The sequence below is a fragment of the Nonomuraea sp. NPDC050536 genome, assembly GCF_044457685.1.
Taxonomy (GTDB): domain Bacteria; phylum Actinomycetota; class Actinomycetes; order Streptosporangiales; family Streptosporangiaceae; genus Nonomuraea.
Genome location: NZ_JBITHD010000001.1, coordinates 1,048,197 through 1,060,954 on the forward strand (window position 1 = coordinate 1,048,197; position 12,758 = coordinate 1,060,954).

Sequence of the window (12,758 nt, forward strand, 5' to 3'; positions counted from 1 at the left end):
CGGCAAGCTATCAATCGGTGTGAATAGGGTAAAGAAGGTTCAAGTCCAAACCGTATCGTGGCCGACCGCCTACCAGGGCCACGCATTCCGCCCCCGCACGGCATCCTGCCTGCAAGGCGGCCTCTTCGGAAAACCCGTCGAGCAGCGCCGTCATGAACCCGGCGGCGAAGGCGTCACCCGCGCCCGTCGAGTCCACCACCTCGGCCGGAACCCCAGCGGCGGTCGCGACGACCTTGCCGTCCCTGGCCGCGACCGCTCCCTGTGATCCCAGCTTCACCACCGCCATGCCGTACCGCTCGCTGAGCGAGGTGGCGGCTTGCGCGGGCGTGGACGCGCCGGTCAGCAGGAGGGCCTCGTCGAGGTTCGGGATGATCAGTCCGGCGAGGGTGGTCTCGGCGAAGAAGCGGTCCACGCCGAAGTCCCGCAGCGGGCCGGTCGAGGCCGGGTCGACGCTGATCGAGACGCCGGCCGCGGCGGCGGCCGCCATGGCCATCCTGGCCAGCCCGAGCCCGCCGTCGGCGAACAGCGTGTAGCCGGAAAGGTGCAGGTGGCGTACCCCGTCCAGCAAGCCGGGGTCCCAGTCGTCGGCCGAGATCCGCCCGCCCGCGCCGCGGTTGGTGAGCATGGAACGCTCGCCGGTCTGGTCGACCATCGAGATGACCACGGCCGTGGGGTGGTCGGGATCGACCCTGACGTGCGGCTGCACGCCGGTCTTGACCAGCTCGGTGGTGTGCCACTCGCTGCTGTCGTAGCCGAGGCGCGCCAGCAGGTGGACGTCGGCGCCCAGGTGGGCGGCCCACGCGGCGGTGTTCGCGCCCGAGCCGCCCGGCCGCAGCACGATGTCGGCCGCCGTGTCGGTGCCCGGCATGACCGGCGTTCCGTGCAGCGCCACCACGTCGGTGACCACGTCGCCGATCACGAGCAGGCCGGAGTCGCTCACGGCCGCGACCAGGCCAGCGCGATCTGGGCCGCGAGCGCGGTGTTGCCGCGCACCGCGGCCAGGTTGGCCTCGAGTGAGGCGCCCTGCGTGGCGCGCACCAGGTAGTCGAGCAGGTACGGCGTGATGGCCTGCCCGGTGACGCCTTCCCTGCCCGCGGCGGCCAGCGCCTCGGCCAGCACCCGGTCGTGCAGCGCCGGGTCGAGCTGCTGGTCCTCGGGCACGGGGTTGGCCACGATCAGCGCGGTGTGCGCGCCTCCGAGCGCGTCCTGGCCGCGCATGACGGCCGCGGCCTGCTCGGGCGACTCGATCCGCCAGTCGACGGGCTCGCCGGAGGAGTGCAGGTAGAAGCCGGGGAAGGTGTCGGTACGGTAGCCGGCCACGGTGACGCCGCGCGTCTCCAGCCGCTGCAACGTCGCGGGCACGTCCAGGATCGACTTGACGCCCGCGCACACGATCGTGATGCGGGTGCGCGCCAGCGTGTCCAGGTCGGCCGACTCGTCCTGGTCCTCGGTCCAGCCACGGTGGACGCCGCCAAGCCCGCCGGTCGCGAAGATCCGGATCCCGGCCCGCGCGGCCAGGAACGCCGTCGCCGACACGGTGGTCGCGCCACTGGCCTTCAGCGCCGCCGCCACCGGCAGGTCACGCTGACCCAGCTTGCGCAGCCCGCTCTCGGTCGCGATGCGCTCCAGCTCCAGCTCGTCCAGCCCGACCTTGGCGACCCCGTCCAGCACCGCGATGGTCGCCGGTACGGCTCCCGCGGCGCGGACCACCGCCTCCAGTTCCCTGGCGACCTCCAGGTTGCGCGGCTGCGGCAGACCGTGGGAGATGATCGTGGACTCCAGGGCGACGACCGGGGCTCCGGCGGCGAGGGCCTGCGCCACCTCATCGGACGGCTGCAGGATGGAGTCGGCGGTGGTGCGCATAACTGGTTCGTGCTCCTTGCTGGTACCGGCGCGTGCTCAGATGGAACGGTGTATTTCGCGGAATTTGTTCCAAAATGAGCACGTTACGGCCGGACCGGGCGCTCGTCCAGCCAGTGATCAGACGAGCAGTGCGACGCCCGCCAACGAGATCGTTCCTATCAGGCCGGTGGCGATGGCGCCCAGCAGCATGGCCCGGCCGCCCTTGATGAGTTTCCGCAGGTCGATCCCGGTCCCGAGGCCGAACAGCGCGCCCGCCATCAGAACGTTCGTGACCGTCGGCACCACGCCGGTCACCACGGACGGGACCAATCCCGTGCTCCGCAGCGCCACCATCGCCAGGAACCCGGCCACGAAGAGCGGTATCACCGGCGGCCGCTTCTTGGTTCCCGCCGCCCCGGATGTCGCGGAATTCCCGGGCGCGCCAGAAATGCCCGACACGTCGGACTTATCGGCCGAGCCAGCCGCCGAGGACGTGGCGACCGCGGAGGGCGTGGCGACCGCGGGGGATGTGGCGGTCTGGCTGGACGCGGCGGCAGCGCGCCGGCGGAGCGTCGTGAGCGCGACGATCGGGGCCAGCAGGATGACCCGGCCGAGCTTGACCGTCACCGCGGCCGCCAGCACGCCCGAGGCCGCCCCGATCGCCGCCACCTGGGCCACCTCGTGCACGGCCGCCCCGGCCCACACGCCCAGCTGCGCGTGGGTCAGCCCCAGCCAGGACGCCAGCAACGGCACGACCACGATGGCGGCGCTGCCGTACAGGACGACCGCGCTGAGCGCGCTGGCCGCGTCGTCGTCGGTGCTGTCGGCGCTGTCGTGCATGGCCGCGATCGCGGCCGCCCCGCAGATCGACACCCCGGTCGCGACCAGCAGCGACGTCCCAGGGGAGAGCCCGAGCCTGCGCCCGATCAGCGGCGTGACCGTGAACGTGACCCCCGTCGCCACCACCACGATCAGCATCGTCTGCCAGCCGAGCGCGAGCACCTGCGGCAGCGCGATCTGCAGCCCCAGCAGCACGATCGCGGCCCGCAGCACCCGCTTGGCGACGAACTGCAGCCCCGGGCGGGAGCTCTCGCCGATCCCGCCCAGGTTGGCCAGCGCCGCACCCGTCACCACCGCGATCACCGCCGGGCTCAGCAGCGGCAGGAAGCGGTTCACGACCAGAGCGAACACCACCACCACCGCGGTCACGAGGAGTCCGGGTACGAGCGAGGTTCGGCGATCGGCAAGAAGCATGATCCCAGTCTTCGGCGCGCCCGGAGCCCCCGGTAGCCACGCCTTGTCTGGCAGGCCATAGCCTATGGCTATGAGTGCGCTGCCCGATCTCGACTCGCTGAAGCTGCTGGTCGACGTCGGCGAGCTGGGCAGCCTGGGCCAGGCGGCCAAACGGGCGGGCATCGCGCAGCCGTCGGCCAGCAAGCGCATCGCGCTCCTCGAACGCCGCCTCGGCCTGCCGTTGCTGGAGCGCACACCGCGCGGCTCGAGGCTGACCGCCGAGGGCAAGATGGTGGTCAACTGGGCCGCCCAGGTCCTGGCCGCGGCCGAGGAGCTGATGCGCGCCGCGCGAGCCGTACGGCAGAGCGGCGCGGTGCACCTGAAGGTGGCCTCCAGCATGACCGTGGCCGAGTACCTGGTGCCTCGCTGGCTCGGCGAGCTGCAGAACAGGGAGCCGGAGATGCAGGTCGGCCTGGACGTGGTCAACTCCGCCGACGTCGCGTACCGGGTGCTGGCGGGCGAGGTGGAGCTGGGCTTCGTCGAGGGCCCGCAGGTGCCCGAGGGGCTGGCCAGCCGGGTCGTGGGCACCGACCGGCTGGTCGTGGTGGTGGCGCCGGGCCATCCGTGGGCGCGCCGCCGTACGGTGCTGCGCGGGCCGGAGCTGGCCGCCACGCCGCTGGTCGTGCGGGAGCCGGGATCGGGCACGCGCGAGACCCTCGACCTGGCCTTCCGCGCCCTGCACCGGGCCAGCCCGCGGCTGGAGCTGGGCTCCAACTCGGCGGTCAAGGGCGCCGCCCAGGCCGGCGCCGCCCCCGCGGTGCTCAGCGGCTACGCGGTCGAGGCCGACGTGGCCACCGGACGCCTGGTGGAGGTGCCCCTGGCCGGCCTCAACCTGGTGCGCAACCTGCGCGCGGTCTGGCGCCGCGGCCGCCCACTGACCGCCCCCGCGGCCACGCTCCTGTCGATCGCCTCCCGCCCCTGACGGCGACGCCGCCAACCGCCTCACACCCCTGACGCACACCGACCCAGACATATGGAGACGCGAGTGTCGATTCGGGATTGCCCCTGACATATGGTCCTGGAATGAGCGCATACGACGTGGTGATCGCGGGCGGCGGGCACAACGGCCTGGTCGCCGCCGCGTATCTGGCCCGCGCGGGCCGCCGGGTGCTGGTGCTGGAGCGGCTGGACCACGTGGGCGGTCTGGCGATCTCCGCGCAGGCCTTCCCCGGGGTGGACGTACGGCTGTCGCGGTACTCCTACCTGGTCAGCCTGCTGCCCTCGAAGATCGTCAAAGACCTGGGGCTCGACCTGGAGCTGCGGCGGCGCCGCTACGCCTCCTACACGCCGAAGGGCGACGGCGGGCTGCTCGTGGACAACCAGGACGCCGGGCGGACCGAGGAGTCGTTCAGGGCCGTGACGGGCGGCGACGCCGACTACCGTGCCTGGCTGGACTTCTACGCCATGACCGCCCGGGTCGCGCAGACCCTGGCGCCCACGCTGCTCGAGCCGCTGCGCCCGGCCAAGGAGGTCGAGGCGCTGGTCGGCGCCGAGGCGTGGCGCGAGCTGTTCCAGCGGCCCATCGGCGAGGTGGTCGACGAGCGCTTCCATGACGACACCGTGCGCGGGGTCGTGCTGACCGACGCGCTGATCGGCACGTTCGCGGACCCGGCTGCCGAGCTGGTGGCCAACCGGTGCTTCCTCTACCACGTGATCGGCGACGGCACGGGAGAGTGGAACGTCCCCGTCGGCGGCATGGGCGCGGTGTCCGGGGCCCTGGAGGCGGCTGCCCGCGAGGCGGGTGCCGAGATCAGGACCGGGGCGGAGGTCGTCGGGATCTCGCCCGAGGGTGAGGTCACCTTCGTCGCCGACGGTAGGGAGCACGCCGTCAGCGGCGGGCGGGTGCTGGTCAACCTGCCGCCGGCCGTACTGGATCGGGTGCTCGGCAGGACGCCCGAGGTGCCCGAGGGGGCGCAGCTCAAGGTCAACATGGTGCTGAGCAGGCTGCCGCGGCTGAAGGACGCGGCGGTGGATCCGCTGGCCGCCTTCAGCGGCACCTTCCACATCAACGAGGGGCGCGACCAGCTCGCGCGCGCCCACGCGCAGGCGGCGAGCGGCCGGATCCCGGACCTCCCGCCCGCCGAGGTGTACTGCCACTCGCTGACCGACCCGTCCATCCTTGGGCCGCAGCTGCGGGGGAAGGCGGAGACGATGACCTTGTTCGGCCTCCACATGCCCGCCCGACTCTTCCGGGAAAATCCAGAAAAAGCACGGGAAGCTGCTCTGAACGCCACGCTGGCGTCGATCAACTCCGTGCTGGCGGAACCCATCGAGGACTGCCTGCTCAGGACCCCCGACGGCACGCCGTGCATCGAGGCCAAAACGCCCGTCGACCTGGAGACCGAGGCGGGACTGCCCGGAGGCCACATCTTCCACCGCGACCTGAGCTGGCCGTACTCCGACGAGGGCGGCTGGGGCGTGGAGAGCGGGTACGAGCGCATCCTGCTGTGCGGCGCGGGCGCGCGCAGGGGCGGCGGCGTCAGCGGCATCCCCGGCCACAACGCCGCCATGGCGGTCCTAGGGGCGTGACAGCAGGTCGGTGGCCACCTCCATGGCCACCGCCGACCGCTCGCTCTCCGGCACGTCCATCCCGAACAGGAACGGGATGCTGCCGATGATCACCGCGAACACCGCCAGGCGGGCCTCGAACTGCTGCTTCGCGCCCGCCTCCGGCGTGCTCAGCACCGACAGCAGTTTGAACATGCTCTGCTGCATCCGCTCGCCCGCCGGGATGTCGCGCATCGCCCCCTGGTTGACCTGCGCGAAGGCGAACAGTGGCCGCCACTGGTCCTCCAGCAGCGCCGAGATGCGGTGCAGGATCTCCACTCTGGCCTCGTGCGTGCGCGGCTGCCGCGCGGCCCAGTCCACCAGTTCGTCCATGGAGTCCAGCAGTCCCTCCATCACGCTGGTGAGGATGTCCTCCTTCGTGCGGAAGTGGTAGTAGAGCGCCGGGCGGGTGATCTCCAGCCGCTCGGCGACCTCGTTCAGCGTGGTCCTGTCGTAGCCGCGCTCGGTGAACAGCTCCAGCGCGACCCGCTGGATCCGCTCGCGTGTGTCCGTCCGGCGCCCCGCCATACCGCTCCTCGTGCTTGACATCCTCGGACCACATTGCTTACTTTCGCGTAAGTAAGCAATGCGATCCGGCTAGTAGGGAGCAAGACTATGGCTCGTTCCTTCCCCGTCCAGCGGACGTGCCCGTTCGCGCCGCCCGATGAGTACCGGGCCTTCCGTGAGGAGGCGCCGCTGGTGCGGGCGAGCCTGCCAGGGGGCGAGGTCTGGCTGGTCACCCGGCACGACGAGGCCCAGCAGGTGCTGCGCGGCGGGGCGATCAGCACCAACCCGGCCACGCCCGGCCACCCGAACAACGCGCTGCACGCAGAACCACGCAGCCCGGAGGAGATGGAGGCGCTGCGGAAGTTCAGCGTCGGGCAGTTCATCGACCTCGACCCGCCCGAGCACACGCGCTTCCGCAAACTGCTCATCTCCGAGTTCAGCGTCAGGCGCGTCAGGGACATGCGGCCCGGCATCCAGGAAGCCGTCGACGGGATGATCGACGCCATGCTGGCCAAGGGGCCTCCGGCCGACCTGGTCGAGGACTTCGGGCTGGCCGTGCCGTCCCTGGTCATCTGCCAGCTGCTCGGCGTGCCGTACGAGGACAGGGAGTTCTTCCAGTCCAGGACGCGCGCGCTGCTGTCGGGGGAGGGGTTCCAGGCGGCCTTCGAGATCAGGCAGTACCTGGACGACCTGTTCACCCGGGATCCCGGCGACGACCTGATCGGGCGGCTGTACAAGGGCGGGCAGCTGAGCCACGACGAGATCGTCGGCACGGCGTTCCTGCTGCTGGTGGCCGGGCACGAGACGACCGCCAACATGATCCCGCTCGGCGTGCTCAGCATGCTGCGCCATCCCGGGCAGCTGGCCCGGCTGCGCGAGAACCCCGACGGGTGGCCGCTGGCCGTCGAAGAGCTGCTGCGCTACCACTCCATCGTCGACTGGGTGGCCTTCGACCGGGTCGCCATCGAGGACCAGGAGATCGGCGGGCAGCACGTCAAGCAGGGGGAGGGCATCTACGTGCTCGGCGCCTCCGCCAACCGCGACGAGCGCGCCTTCGACCGGCCGGACGAGCTCGACGTCGAGCGCGGCGCCCGCAACCACGTGGCCTTCGGGTACGGCGTGCACCAGTGCCTCGGGCAGAACCTGGCCAGGGCGGAGCTGGAGATCGCCTACCGGACGCTGTTCGAGCGCATCCCCGGACTGCGCGTCCCGCAGGCAGATGAGGAGTTGTCGTTCAAGTACGACAGCGCCATCTTTGGGCTGAATGCCCTGCCGGTGACCTTCTGAGTGCGCCTTCACCGAGTTCTCAGAATGGGGCCATAGCGTGTGAGCCATGAGTGAGCCTGCCCGGTTGCTGGTGGTGGACGACGAGCCCGCACTGCGCGAGGCGCTGCAGTCGAGCCTGGAGTTCGAGGGCTACAAGGTCGTCACCGCCAACGACGGTCAGGCCGCGCTGGACGCGCTGGCGCGCGAGCCGTACGACGCCGTGCTGCTGGACGTGATGATGCCGCGCCTGGACGGGCTCACCGCGTGCCGGCGGCTGCGGCAGTCGGGCAACCACGTGCCGGTCCTCATGCTCACCGCCCGCGACGCCGTCGGCGACCGGGTGTCAGGGCTGGACGCCGGGGCCGACGACTACCTGGTCAAGCCGTTCGAGCTGGACGAGCTGCTGGCCCGCGTCCGCGCGCTGCTGCGCCGCGGCGCCCTGTCGGGCCGCGTCGACGAGAGCGCGCTCGCCTACGACGACCTGCGCATGGACCCGGCCACCCGCGAGGTCGTCCGCGGCTCCCGGCTCGTGGACCTGACGCGGACCGAGTATCTGCTGCTCGAGCTCTTCCTCACCCACCCGCGCCAGGTGCTGACCAGGGAGCAGATCCTGGGCGAGGTGTGGGGGTTCGACTTCGAGCCCACGTCCAACTCGCTCGACGTGTACGTGATGTACCTGCGGCGCAAGCTCGAGGCGGCGGGAGAGCCGCGGCTCATCCACACCGTGCGCGGGGTGGGGTATGTGCTGCGAGCCGCCCCATGAAAAAGCCCGTGAAGAAGTCCCGCAGCCTGCGCACCCGCCTCACGCTCCTGGTGGCCGCCGCGGTCGCGATCGCGGTCGCGGTCAGCGCCGTGGGGTGCTGGTACCTGGTCTACCGGCAGCTGTCCTGGCAGCTCAACGCCTCGCTGAGCGAATCGGTGCCGACCCCTGACCAGGTCCGGCACATCATGAACGACTGCTCGCCCCAGCCCCGGCCCGATCCGCGCTGGAGACACGGACCTCCTTCGCACGAGGCGTTGCAGGTGGTCTTCCCCGACGGGAACCGCTGCGTCGAGAGCTCGACGGGCATGACGGTGTCGGAGAAGGCCAAGACGGCCACGCGGGCACCGCGCGACTTCAAGGACTTCTACGACGGCGTCGCCGATGACGGCACGCCCATGCGCGTGATGGCCGCCAACATCTTCCCCGACGTGTCGGTCATGATCGGCAGGCCGTTGCACGAGCTGAACAGCTCGATGCGCAACCTGGCCATCCTGCTCGCCGGGGTCGCGGCCGGCGGAGTGCTGCTCGCCGCCTGGGCCGGGCGGGTCGTCTCCCGTACGGCGCTGCGGCCCGTGGGCCGGTTGACCGAGGCGGTCGAGCACATCGCGCACACCGAGGACCTGGACACGCGCATCCCCGTGACGGGCGACGACGAGATCGCCCGCCTCAGCCAGTCCTTCAACGCCATGACGACCTCCCTGGCCGGATCGCGCGACCGCCAGCGGCAGCTGGTCGCCGACGCCGGGCACGAGCTGCGCACCCCGCTGACCATCCTGCGTACCAACATCGACCTGCTGCTGCGCAGCGAGCAGACCGGCAGGCAGCTCGACCTGGGCGCCAAGGAACGCCTGCTGGTCAACGTCAAGGCGCAGTTCGCCGAGCTCAGCGCGCTGGTCGGCGACCTGCTCCAGCTGGCCCGCGGCGACAACGACCACGAGCCGCACGTCGAGCTGGCGCTGCACGACGTGGTCAAGGCCGCCGTCGGGCGGGCCGAGCTGCGCGGCGCCAGGGTGGCCACGGACCTCGGCGCCTGGTACGTCGTGGGCAACGCGGTCTCGCTGGAGCGTGCCGTACTGAACCTCATCGACAACGCGGCCAAGTTCAGCCCGGGCGGTGAGGTCGAGGTGCGGCTGCGCGAGGGCGTGGTGACCGTGCGGGACCACGGTCCCGGGATCCCGGAGGAGGAGCTGCCGCACGTCTTCGAGCGGTTCTGGCGCTCGCCGTCCGCGCGCGGGCTGCCCGGGTCCGGGCTCGGACTGGCGATCGTGGCGCAGGCCGTGGCGGAGGCGGGCGGTGCGGTCTGGCTGGACAACGCCCCAGGTGGCGGCATCGTGGCGACGATCAAGATGCCGGGAAATCTAACGCCCCATTCAGAATCGGCTAAGTTGGGTTAAAGATCGTCCCGCGACGGTGGGGTAATGGAAACAGCTATCAGGACGCGCCTGGTCGAGGTGGTCGTCCCGGTCCACAACGAGCAGCGCGCGCTGGGCCCGAGCATCAGGCAGCTGCACAGCTACCTCGCCCGCACCTTCCCGTACGGCTTCCGCATCACGATCGCGGACAACGCCAGCACCGACGACACCTGGCGCCTGGCCACCGAGCTGGCCCGGGAGCTTCCGCAGGTGCGCGCCGTACATCTGGGGGACAAGGGGCGCGGCCGGGCGCTGCGAGCCGTGTGGTCGGCGAGCGAGGCGGACGTGGTCAGCTACATGGACGTCGACCTGTCCACCGACCTGGACGCCTTCCTGCCCCTGGTCGCGCCGCTGCTGTCGGGACACAGCGACCTGGCCATCGGCACCCGGCTGGCTCGCGCCTCGCGGGTGGTGCGCGGGCCGAAGCGGGAGTTCATCTCGCGCTCGTACAACCTGCTGCTGAGGTCGTTGCTGGGGGCCCGCTTCTCCGACGCGCAGTGCGGGTTCAAGGCGCTGCGGACCGAGGTCGCCCAGGCGCTGTTGCCCGCTGTCGAGGACGAGCAGTGGTTCTTCGACACCGAGCTGCTGCTCCTGGCCGAACGGCACGGCCTGCGCATCCACGAGGTGCCCGTCGACTGGACCGACGATCCGGACAGCCGGGTCGACATCCTGAAGACCGCGCTCGAGGACCTGCGCGGCATGGCGCGGGTCGCCTTGAGCGGTTCTATGCAGGAGCTGCCGCGCGGCATGGCCAGGCAGCTGCCCCGCTTCGCCGTCGTCGGCGTGATCAGCACGGTGGCCTACCTGCTGCTGTTCTCCTTCCTGTCGTACGCGCTGCCGGTGCTCGTGGCCAACGCGATCGCGCTGCTGACGACCGCCGTGGCCAACACCGCCGCCAACCGGCGCTTCACCTTCGGCGTCACCGGCGCGGCCGGTGCGATGCGGCACCAGGTGGAGGGCCTGATCGCGTTCCTCGTCGGGCTCGTCCTGACCACAGGCGGGCTGGCCCTGCTGCCCGACGGCGTGCCGCACCGGGTGCAGTTGGTGGCGGTCGTGGTGGCCAACGCGCTGGCCACGCTGGTGCGCTTCCTGCTGCTGCGCGTGTGGGTGTTCAACCCCGAGCGGCGGAGGGCGTCCCGATGAGCCGTCCCCTTGACGACGCCCCGCGCTGGTCGCGGCCCGCGTTCTGGGGCGTGCTGGCCGTCGCGGCCGTGCTGTACGCCTGGGCGCTGTCCGGATACGCCAACGAGTACTACGCCGCCGCGATCCTGTCCGGGACGCAGAGCTGGAAGGCCTGGTTCTTCGGCGCGCTCGACTCCGGCTCGTTCATCACCGTCGACAAGCCGCCGCTCGCGCTCATGGTGATGGGGCTGTCGGCGCGGATCTTCGGCTTCTCGACGTGGAGCATGCTGCTCCCGCAGGCCCTGGCGGGCGTCGCCGCGGTGGGGCTGGTCTTCTCGGCCGTACGGCGCAGCACGTCCGGATGTCTCGGTGTACGGCGGGCACACGTGGCGGCGTTGGCCGCGGCGGTCGTGATGACGTTGACGCCCATCACGGTCGCCATCAACCGGGACAACAACCCGGACACGCTGCTGGTGTTCCTGCTGGTGCTGGCGGCCTGGTTCTGCCTGGAGTCACTGCGGACCGGGCGGCTGCGGTCGCTGCTGCTGTCGGCGCTGTTCGTGGGCCTGGCGTTCAACACCAAGATGCTGCAGGCCTACCTCGTGGTGCCCGCCTTCGCCCTGGCGTACCTGGTGTGCGCCAAGGTCTCGCTTCGGGGCCGCGTGGGGCACCTGCTCGCGGCCGGGGCGGTGCTGGTCGCGTCGAGCGCGTGGTGGATGGTCATCGTCGACCTGTGGCCCGCGTCGTCACGGCCGTACATCGGCGGGTCGACCGACAACTCCGTGTGGGACCTGGTGATCGGGTACAACGGGCTCGGCCGTGTCTTCGGCCAGGGCGGGTTCGGCGGTGGCGGGGGCGCCTCCTTCGGCGGGGAGTCGGGGGCCGGGCGGCTGTTCAACGACACCATGGCCGGGCAGATCTCCTGGTTCCTGCCGTTCTGCGCGCTGGCCCTGGCCTTCACCCTGGCCACCTGGCTGCGGTCCCGCCGCGCCTCGGCATCGGCTGGATCCGCGTGGCTGGTGTGGGGTGGGTGGCTGGCCGTTCACTTCGTCGTGTTCAGCTTCTCCAGCGGGACCTTCCACCCGTACTACACGACCGCGATGGCGCCGGCAGTGGCGGCGATCACCGGGATGGGCGGGGTCGCGATGTGGCAGGCCTACCGGGAGTCGCGGGCCTGGGCGTGGGTGCTGCCGCTCGGGGTCGGCGTCACCGGCGCCTGGTCGTTCGCGGTGCTCCGCCGTACGCCCGGGTTCGTGCCGTGGCTGGCCTGGGTGGTGCTGGGAACTACCGTCGTGGCGGTGCTCGGGCTCGTCCTGGCCCGGGTGCGGCGCCGGGTGGTGGCCGGGGTGGCGCTCGGCGCGCTGGCCGCGACTCTGGTCGCCGGTCTCGCGGGACCCGCCGCGTACGCGGTGTCGCCCCTCTCCTCCCAGGTCAACGGCGCCAACCCGCTGGCTGGCCCGGCCACGGACAGGATGGGATTCGGCGGACCCGGCGGTTTCCCCGGCCGGCTCCCACCCGGCGCCACGGCCTCCTTCCCGGGGCCTGGGCAGGACGGGCGTTTCCGCGGGCGGATGGGCGGGCCCGGTGGGCCGGTGAGCGAGTCGCTGATCTCCTACCTGAAAGCGCACAGGGGAGGGGCGACCTGGCTGGTGGCCGTCAGCAGCGCCCAGCAGGCCTCCTCGATCATCCTGAGCACCGGCCTGCCGGTCATCGCGATGGGCGGCTTCACGGGCAGCGACCCCGCCATGACCGTGGCCAGGCTCCAGCAGCTCGTCAAGAACGGCGAGCTGCGCTACGTCCTCACCGGCGACGACCGCGGCGGCCCGGGACGCGGCAGCACCGAGGTGACCGGCTGGGTCACGGCCAACTGCACCGCCGTACAGGGCCAGGAAGGCCTCTACGACTGCGCCTGACCCACCCCGCTGGACCGCCGCCGCGGTCCAGCCGGGGATGACCGGGAGCTTGACAGGGAGAGAACGCGGTCGTTTACTCGCGGATGACAACGT

11 protein-coding genes are annotated in these 12,758 nt (G+C 71.5%); 7 read left to right on the top strand and 4 right to left on the bottom strand.

Going from position 1 to position 12,758, the window contains the following annotated elements:
* Positions 1–10: 10 nt before the first annotated feature.
* The 3 genes from ACIBHX_RS05150 to ACIBHX_RS05160 all read right to left on the bottom strand — a co-directional run bounded on the left by ACIBHX_RS05150 (position 11) and on the right by ACIBHX_RS05160 (position 3,096).
* Positions 11–940 (bottom strand): carbohydrate kinase family protein, encoded by a 930-nt coding sequence (locus tag ACIBHX_RS05150; protein ID WP_397064356.1) that lies wholly within the window; start codon positions 938–940, stop codon positions 11–13.
* Complete coding sequence (locus tag ACIBHX_RS05155) at positions 937–1,863, bottom strand: pseudouridine-5'-phosphate glycosidase (RefSeq protein ID WP_397064358.1); 927 nt, start codon at positions 1,861–1,863, stop codon at positions 937–939. The genes ACIBHX_RS05150 and ACIBHX_RS05155 overlap by 4 nt, the downstream gene beginning before the upstream one ends.
* Before the next feature lie 117 nt (positions 1,864–1,980).
* On the bottom strand, positions 1,981–3,096 hold the full coding sequence (locus ACIBHX_RS05160; RefSeq protein WP_397064360.1) for a YeiH family protein: 1,116 nt from the start codon (positions 3,094–3,096) through the stop codon (positions 1,981–1,983).
* Positions 3,097–3,166: 70 nt separating this feature from the next.
* Between ACIBHX_RS05160 and ACIBHX_RS05165 the strand changes: the two genes are divergently transcribed.
* Both ACIBHX_RS05165 and ACIBHX_RS05170 read left to right on the top strand, forming a co-directional pair.
* Positions 3,167–4,057: a LysR family transcriptional regulator gene (locus ACIBHX_RS05165; protein ID WP_397064362.1), complete on the top strand. Its 891-nt coding sequence runs from the start codon at positions 3,167–3,169 to the stop codon at positions 4,055–4,057.
* Positions 4,058–4,158: 101 nt separating this feature from the next.
* Positions 4,159–5,664: a phytoene desaturase family protein gene (locus ACIBHX_RS05170; protein ID WP_397064364.1), complete on the top strand. Its 1,506-nt coding sequence runs from the start codon at positions 4,159–4,161 to the stop codon at positions 5,662–5,664.
* Here ACIBHX_RS05170 and ACIBHX_RS05175 read toward each other — a convergent pair.
* On the bottom strand, positions 5,653–6,210 hold the full coding sequence (locus tag ACIBHX_RS05175) for a TetR/AcrR family transcriptional regulator (protein WP_397064366.1): 558 nt from the start codon (positions 6,208–6,210) through the stop codon (positions 5,653–5,655). The genes ACIBHX_RS05170 and ACIBHX_RS05175 overlap by 12 nt on opposite strands.
* Positions 6,211–6,297: 87 nt before the next feature.
* On the opposite strand from ACIBHX_RS05175, the gene ACIBHX_RS05180 reads away from it, so the two are divergent.
* The 5 genes from ACIBHX_RS05180 to ACIBHX_RS05200 are packed head-to-tail and all read left to right on the top strand — an operon-like array spanning position 6,298 to position 12,665.
* A complete protein-coding gene (locus tag ACIBHX_RS05180; RefSeq protein ID WP_397064368.1) occupies positions 6,298–7,476 on the top strand; it encodes a cytochrome P450 in 1,179 nt (392 codons plus the stop codon).
* 46 nt (positions 7,477–7,522) lie between these two features.
* A complete protein-coding gene (locus tag ACIBHX_RS05185; RefSeq protein ID WP_397064370.1) occupies positions 7,523–8,218 on the top strand; it encodes a response regulator transcription factor in 696 nt (231 codons plus the stop codon).
* Positions 8,215–9,612 (top strand): sensor histidine kinase, encoded by a 1,398-nt coding sequence (locus ACIBHX_RS05190; protein ID WP_397064372.1) that lies wholly within the window; start codon positions 8,215–8,217, stop codon positions 9,610–9,612. The genes ACIBHX_RS05185 and ACIBHX_RS05190 overlap by 4 nt, the downstream gene beginning before the upstream one ends.
* 24 nt (positions 9,613–9,636) lie before the next feature.
* Entirely contained in the window at positions 9,637–10,773 is a 1,137-nt protein-coding gene (locus tag ACIBHX_RS05195; protein ID WP_397064374.1) for a glycosyltransferase, read from the top strand.
* Positions 10,770–12,665: an ArnT family glycosyltransferase gene (locus ACIBHX_RS05200; RefSeq protein ID WP_397064376.1), complete on the top strand. Its 1,896-nt coding sequence runs from the start codon at positions 10,770–10,772 to the stop codon at positions 12,663–12,665. Before ACIBHX_RS05195 ends, ACIBHX_RS05200 begins: the two co-directional genes overlap by 4 nt.
* The last annotated feature ends 93 nt before the right edge of the window (positions 12,666–12,758 follow it).

Excerpts from the sequence above, each read along its gene's own strand:
- ACIBHX_RS05155 (WP_397064358.1), bottom strand. The coding sequence starts at position 1,863 with ATGCGCACCACCGCCGACTCCATCCTGCAGCCGTCCGATGAGGTGGCG.
- ACIBHX_RS05160 (WP_397064360.1), bottom strand. The coding sequence starts at position 3,096 with ATGCTTCTTGCCGATCGCCGAACCTCGCTCGTACCCGGACTCCTCGTG.
- ACIBHX_RS05165 (WP_397064362.1), top strand. The coding sequence starts at position 3,167 with ATGAGTGCGCTGCCCGATCTCGACTCGCTGAAGCTGCTGGTCGACGTC.
- ACIBHX_RS05170 (WP_397064364.1), top strand. The coding sequence starts at position 4,159 with ATGAGCGCATACGACGTGGTGATCGCGGGCGGCGGGCACAACGGCCTG.
- ACIBHX_RS05175 (WP_397064366.1), bottom strand. The coding sequence starts at position 6,210 with ATGGCGGGGCGCCGGACGGACACACGCGAGCGGATCCAGCGGGTCGCG.
- ACIBHX_RS05180 (WP_397064368.1), top strand. The coding sequence starts at position 6,298 with ATGGCTCGTTCCTTCCCCGTCCAGCGGACGTGCCCGTTCGCGCCGCCC.
- ACIBHX_RS05185 (WP_397064370.1), top strand. The coding sequence starts at position 7,523 with ATGAGTGAGCCTGCCCGGTTGCTGGTGGTGGACGACGAGCCCGCACTG.
- ACIBHX_RS05190 (WP_397064372.1), top strand. The coding sequence starts at position 8,215 with ATGAAAAAGCCCGTGAAGAAGTCCCGCAGCCTGCGCACCCGCCTCACG.
- ACIBHX_RS05195 (WP_397064374.1), top strand. The coding sequence starts at position 9,637 with ATGGAAACAGCTATCAGGACGCGCCTGGTCGAGGTGGTCGTCCCGGTC.
- ACIBHX_RS05200 (WP_397064376.1), top strand. The coding sequence starts at position 10,770 with ATGAGCCGTCCCCTTGACGACGCCCCGCGCTGGTCGCGGCCCGCGTTC.